Here is a 4,833-nt window from a genome sequence, read left to right as displayed (position 1 = left end):
GTTTTGAGCAGAATGGACGAGGTGGGAAAACTGATGTGCACCCCGGGAGTATTGCAGCCAATGGCCAGTTCTATATCTTTTTTGATTGCCCTGCACCAGCAGGTGAGCATGCTGGGCAGGTTCAACTGGGCAATGGCCTGGATTTCCCGGCATGCAAACTCACCCATGGCAGGGATGCCCGCTTCAATCTCGTCAACGCCGCATTCTGCAAGCTGACGGGCAATGGTCAGTTTTTCCAGGGGCCTGAAAAAGACACCCGGGGCCTGTTCCCCGTCCCGAAGGGTGGTATCCACCATCCAGACCCGCAGATCATGGGTTTTCATTCCAGTACATAGTCCTCTGCCACCGTACCGTCTTCCATGGCATCTAGAATAGCATCAATGGCTTCTTCGTTGTCCACATGCCCATACCAGATATTATCCGGATAAATCACCATGACCGGACCGTCATCGCACTGTTTCAGGCAGCAGGTGGAAGAGACCAGCACCTCTTCAAGGCCCCTGTCAATCACTTCATTTTCAATATAGGCCAGAAAATCCCCGGACCCTTTTCTGTGGCATTTGCCTTTGGGTTCTCCACTGGGACGGAAACTTGAGCATACGAGGATGTGTTTTTCAGGCTTGTTCATTTCTTTCTCCTTTAATATTTTATTAATTTGGTTTCTTAAGCTTTTAATTGGTATTTGGATAAAACGTTGGTGTTTGGACGAAGCGTTGCCCAGATGCAAGGCGCAATAGATGGGTGACGATTCGTTCAAACTCAGATGATTACATGCAGCCGGTTCCGGTCCCCCGGCACTCCCCGCAGGTCGTCTGTGCCCGGACAATCAGATGGTTTAAGGGCTCCCCTTTTTTAAGCGCCATAAGTACAAGATCAATCATGCCGTTGACCTCATGGATGGTAAATCCCATGGTGCCTAGAATTTTTTTAGGCGTATCCCCTGCACCGGACACAAGAATGGTGTGGCAATCTTTAATGGTCCGGGCAAGATTCTGCCATCTGGCATTCCCGCCACCCGATTCAGGCAAGGCCCTTGTTTCCACCAGGCCCGGTATTTCCCGGCTTAAGTCATAGATGTGTAATTCTGTGGCCTCCCCCAGGGGCTGGTTGATCAACGCGCCTTCCCGGGTGGCCAGGGCCACATAGGGCCTTGGCGCGGAGCCATTTGACGCACCGTCATCTGCACCAGGTTCTTCATGGCAATACTTCGTGGTATTGGGAAAAGGAATGGGTGCGGTGGCGTGGTATGTCAGCCGGTCCATGAGCTTCTGATTCAAAGGATCGTCCAGCAGGCCCACGGCATCAGCCCTGCAACGTTTACAATGGGTCATCTGGGGTACAAAGACCTGGGCAGCCGTTCTGATTTTCTTGACCAGATCTTTGCCCGGCTCTTCCATGGTTTCAAAATTTGCGCCCTTGGTGGGGAAATAGGGCATGCAGTTGAAAATATCCACACCCATTTCACCCATTTTTTTGGCCACGTCCGCCATATGGTCGTCATTGATTCCAGGCAGGATAATGGAATTGACCTTGACCATAATATTGCGTTCTTTCAGGCCTTTTACTGCGGCGAGCTGACGTTCCAAAAGCAGTTGTGCACCCTGGAGCGGCCCCACGGACCGTTTGCCGTTCCTGACCCAGGCATAAATCTTTGCGCCGATTGCAGGGTCAACCGCATTGATGGTGATGCTGACATGGGTGGTATTGACGGCTGCCAGTTCATCCAGGTACGGGTGGATATTCAGGCCGTTGGTGGCCACGCAAAGCAGCATTTCCGGATAGGCGGCGCGCACCTTTGTCAGGGTTTCCATGGTTTTGTCGCCGTTGGCAAAGGGGTCGCCAGGACCTGCAATGCCCACCACAGCGGTGTTGGGTTTTGCCCCAACCACATCGGCCAGATAGGCCATGGCCTGGTCCGGGCTCAGGATGGAGGAGGTAACACCGGGGCGGCTTTCATTGACACAGTCAAATTTTCTATTGCAAAAATTGCACTGGATATTGCAGGCCGGCGCAACCGGCAGGTGGACACGTCCGAAATCCTTGCAGGATTTTTTATTAAAACAGGGATGGTGATCTAAATTCATCTTAATTTTCCTTACAAATTTACATATATGAGTATCCGACTCTGGATTCGGTCTGTTTTGCCGTAAGAATCGTATTGACTATATTGTCAAACAATTGCTGGGCACCTTTGTATCCAATGTGCAGAATCCGCGCGCCCCCCACCCGGTCGTGGATGGGAAATCCCACCCTGACCATGGGGATCTTGAGCCGTCTTGCCATGGCATAGCCCTTGGAATTGCCGATAATGATTTCGGGCCGAAGGTCTTCGGGCATCCCTGCGGCGGTCTCTTCCATGCAGGTAAAGTCCATGTCATTCTGGATGAGAATCTGGTCAATGAGGGTTTCGGGCAGGATCTCTTCAAGGGCTTTATTAAATGTTTTGCTTTTGCCGCCGGATGCGCAGATCACGGGGATAATACCAACTTCGGCGAGGAAGCCTGCCATGGAGACCACAAAATCCTCTTCACCGTAAATCAGTGCCCGTTTTTTCGATACATATTTATTGCCGTCCACATAGGCATCCACCAGCCGCCATTTTTCTTTCCTGTACCGCTCAGGCACGGGCCTGCCTGAAATCTGGGACAGGGCATCCAGAAAGCGGTCCGTGGCTTTTACCCCGATGGGAATGGGAAGGCGTGTGCAGGGTATGCCAAAGCGTTTATTTAAAATTGTTCCTGCTGTCTGTGTTCCCTTTTCCGCCATCAGGCCCAGTACGGAACCCAATTCCATACTGTGGACAGCCACATTCATTTTCTCAATGGCGGAAACAGGGGTGCCTCCTTTCTGGATAGCCTGGTACTCCTGCCATGACGGTCCTTCCAGCCGCTCTGAATAATCGGGCAGAATGGTGACAGGGGTATGAAAATCCGCAAAAATATCTTTTAAATGCCGCAGATCTTCGTTGGAGAGCATGCCCGGAAACAAATTTATTGTTTTCTTTTTCTTGGGCCGGTAGATGATTTTTTTGCCCACCGGGTTGAAGCGGTCCACCACTGCGGCCACAGCACCGTGAAATCCGTCAACGTGGGTGCCGGTGTACGACGGTGTGGATACATGGACCAGGGCCGTACCGTCGATGGCATTGCCCATGCTGTTCAAAATTAACGGCACATCATCGCCGATGGTTTCGGACAGGCATGTGGTGGCGATACCGATCATCTCCGGTGAATACTGGCGTGCCACGTTTTCAATGGCCAGTTTCAGGTTGGCACCGCCGCCGAATACAGCCGTCTCCTCGGTAAAGTTGGATGAGGCAATATCCACGGGTTCCTTGAAATGGGAGATCAGGTAGCGCCGCATATAGGTGGAGCATCCCTGGGAGCCGTGAAGCAAAGGCACACAGCCTTCAATACCCTGGAACACCAGGGTCGCCCCCAGGGGTGTGCACATTTTGCATGCATTCTGGGTGGGGGTATATGATGGTGTTGTCTTATGGGATCTGCTCGGGGTCATATAGCACCTTCCTTTCCGGTTGGGTTCTGCCGTCTTGGCACAAGATCCCATACCGGGCTTGTAACGGTTCCGTGTACTTCCTTTGCAAAATTGACCATGCCTTCAAATCCCACCAGGGGAATTTTGCGTTCATGGTTGTGGTCGCAGAACCCGATGCCCATCTTATAGGCAATGGGCCGTTCCTTGACGCCGCCGATAAACAGGTCTGCATCCTTTTCAACGGAATACTTGGCCAGCTCCAGCGGATTTGAGTCATCCAGGATCACGGTGCCCTCGTTGCACATCTGCCTGAGCACTTCGTAATCTTCCTTGGTGCCGGTCTGGGAACCGGCCAGAACCACTTCCATGCCAAGGGTTCTTAATGCCTTGATCATGGAGAATGCTTTGAAAGCACCACCCACATAAATGGCTGCTTTTTTGCCTTCAAGGTCTTTTTTCATGGTCTCAAGGCTGGGGATAATGGCCTGAACTTCTTTTTTGATCAGTTCCTTGGTTTTTTTAAGCATTTCAGGGTTCTGATCAAAGAATACTGCCACCCGGTACAGGGCATCCGAGGTGTCTTCAATGCCGAAATAGGAGACCCGGATATAGGGGATGCCGTACGCTTCCTGCATCTGCTTTGCCAGGTGGGTGACCGACCCTGAACACTGGACCACGTTCAGGGCGGCATTGCCCGCCTGCATCACTTCGTCCACCCGGCCGTCGCCTGTGATCACAGAGACCACCTTGACCCCCATGGCTTCATAGTATTTTTTTATGATCCATGTCTCTCCGCCAATATTGAATTCGCCCAGGATATTGATGGAATCGGGGATGGTGACCCGGGGGGCTTTGTTTCTTTCTATCAGACTGAACAAGGCGTCGCAGGCTGCCTTGTACCCGTCTTTTTTGGTTCCTTTAAATCCTTCGGAGTGGACAGCGATGACAGGAATGTTGGTCTCTTCTTCCACCTGGCGGCAGACCGCATCCACGTCATCACCAATAATGCCCACAATGCAGGTACAGTAGATAAAGGCCGCTTTGGGTGAATATTTGTCAATGAGCTCCAGCAATGCCTTTTTCAGCTTTTTTTCTCCGCCGTAGATGATATCGGTCTCTGACAGATCCGTTGAAAAACTCATCCGGTGAAGCTCCGGGCCCGAAGACTGGGCCCCTCTGATATCCCAGGTATAGGAGGCGCACCCAATGGGGCCGTGGATCAGATGCAAGGCATCGGCAATGGGGTAAAGCACCACCCTGGAGCCGCAGAACACACAGGACCGCTGGCTGACTGCGCCGGCCAGACTTTTGGTTTCACATTCCATCTCAAAGGGCTGT

General features: G+C 52.1%; 4 protein-coding genes and 1 pseudogene. All 5 read right to left on the bottom strand.

All coding sequences use genetic code 11. From position 1 onward, the window contains the following. Positions 1-323: pseudogene (locus AB7U36_RS18500) on the bottom strand (homocitrate synthase/isopropylmalate synthase family protein); the annotation flags it as partial. Then, the gene (locus AB7U36_RS18495; protein ID WP_035237775.1) at positions 320-628 is read right to left on the bottom strand and encodes a (2Fe-2S) ferredoxin domain-containing protein; all 309 of its coding nucleotides are present in this window, start codon (positions 626-628) and stop codon (positions 320-322) included. The gene AB7U36_RS18495 and the pseudogene AB7U36_RS18500, both read right to left, overlap by 4 nt. Positions 629-767: 139 nt before the next feature. Beyond that, positions 768-2,084 (bottom strand): nitrogenase cofactor biosynthesis protein NifB, encoded by a 1,317-nt coding sequence (gene nifB / locus AB7U36_RS18490; RefSeq protein WP_428161141.1) that lies wholly within the window; start codon positions 2,082-2,084, stop codon positions 768-770. 19 nt (positions 2,085-2,103) lie between these two features. Then, entirely contained in the window at positions 2,104-3,516 is a 1,413-nt protein-coding gene (locus tag AB7U36_RS18485) for a nitrogenase component 1 (protein ID WP_428161140.1), read from the bottom strand. Continuing rightward, positions 3,513-4,833, bottom strand: a 1,321-nt coding sequence (nifE, locus tag AB7U36_RS18480) for a nitrogenase iron-molybdenum cofactor biosynthesis protein NifE (RefSeq protein WP_428161139.1), incomplete at its 5' end; no start/stop codon positions are given. The genes nifE and AB7U36_RS18485, both read right to left, overlap by 4 nt.

This window comes from Desulfobacter sp., assembly GCF_050177295.1.
The sequence above is the reverse complement of the archived record's forward strand: the minus strand, read 5'-3'. Positions and strand labels throughout refer to the sequence as shown.